Origin of the sequence: Thioclava sp. UBA3469, from assembly GCF_002378135.1 — a bacterium.
GTDB lineage: Bacteria > Pseudomonadota > Alphaproteobacteria > Rhodobacterales > Rhodobacteraceae > Thioclava > Thioclava sediminum.
Map to the genome: position 1 here is coordinate 1 of NZ_DFRG01000100.1, position 313 is coordinate 313.

The following is a 313-nucleotide window of genomic DNA, read 5'->3' on the forward strand; positions in this document are numbered from 1 at the left end:
CGACCGCGAGGCCGTCTTCATCGAGACCGTGCTCGACCCGATCCGGCGCAAGACCCCCGGGCTGCGCGTGGTGATGGAGCATATCACCACGAAAGACGGCGTGGATTACGTGGCCGCGCAGGGCGAGGACATGGGCGGGACGATCACCACGCATCACCTGATCATCAACCGCAACCATATCCTCGTGGGCGGGATCAAACCGCATTACTACTGCCTGCCGGTGGCCAAGCGCGAGACGCACAGGCTGGCGCTGGTTGAGGCCGCGACCTCGGGCAATCCGCATTTCTTCCTCGGCACCGATAGCGCGCCGCAT

At 64.9% G+C, this 313-nt stretch carries 1 pseudogene; it reads left to right on the forward strand.

Annotated elements, in window-relative coordinates:
- Positions 1-313: pseudogene (locus B3D39_RS08415) on the forward strand (dihydroorotase); the annotation flags it as partial.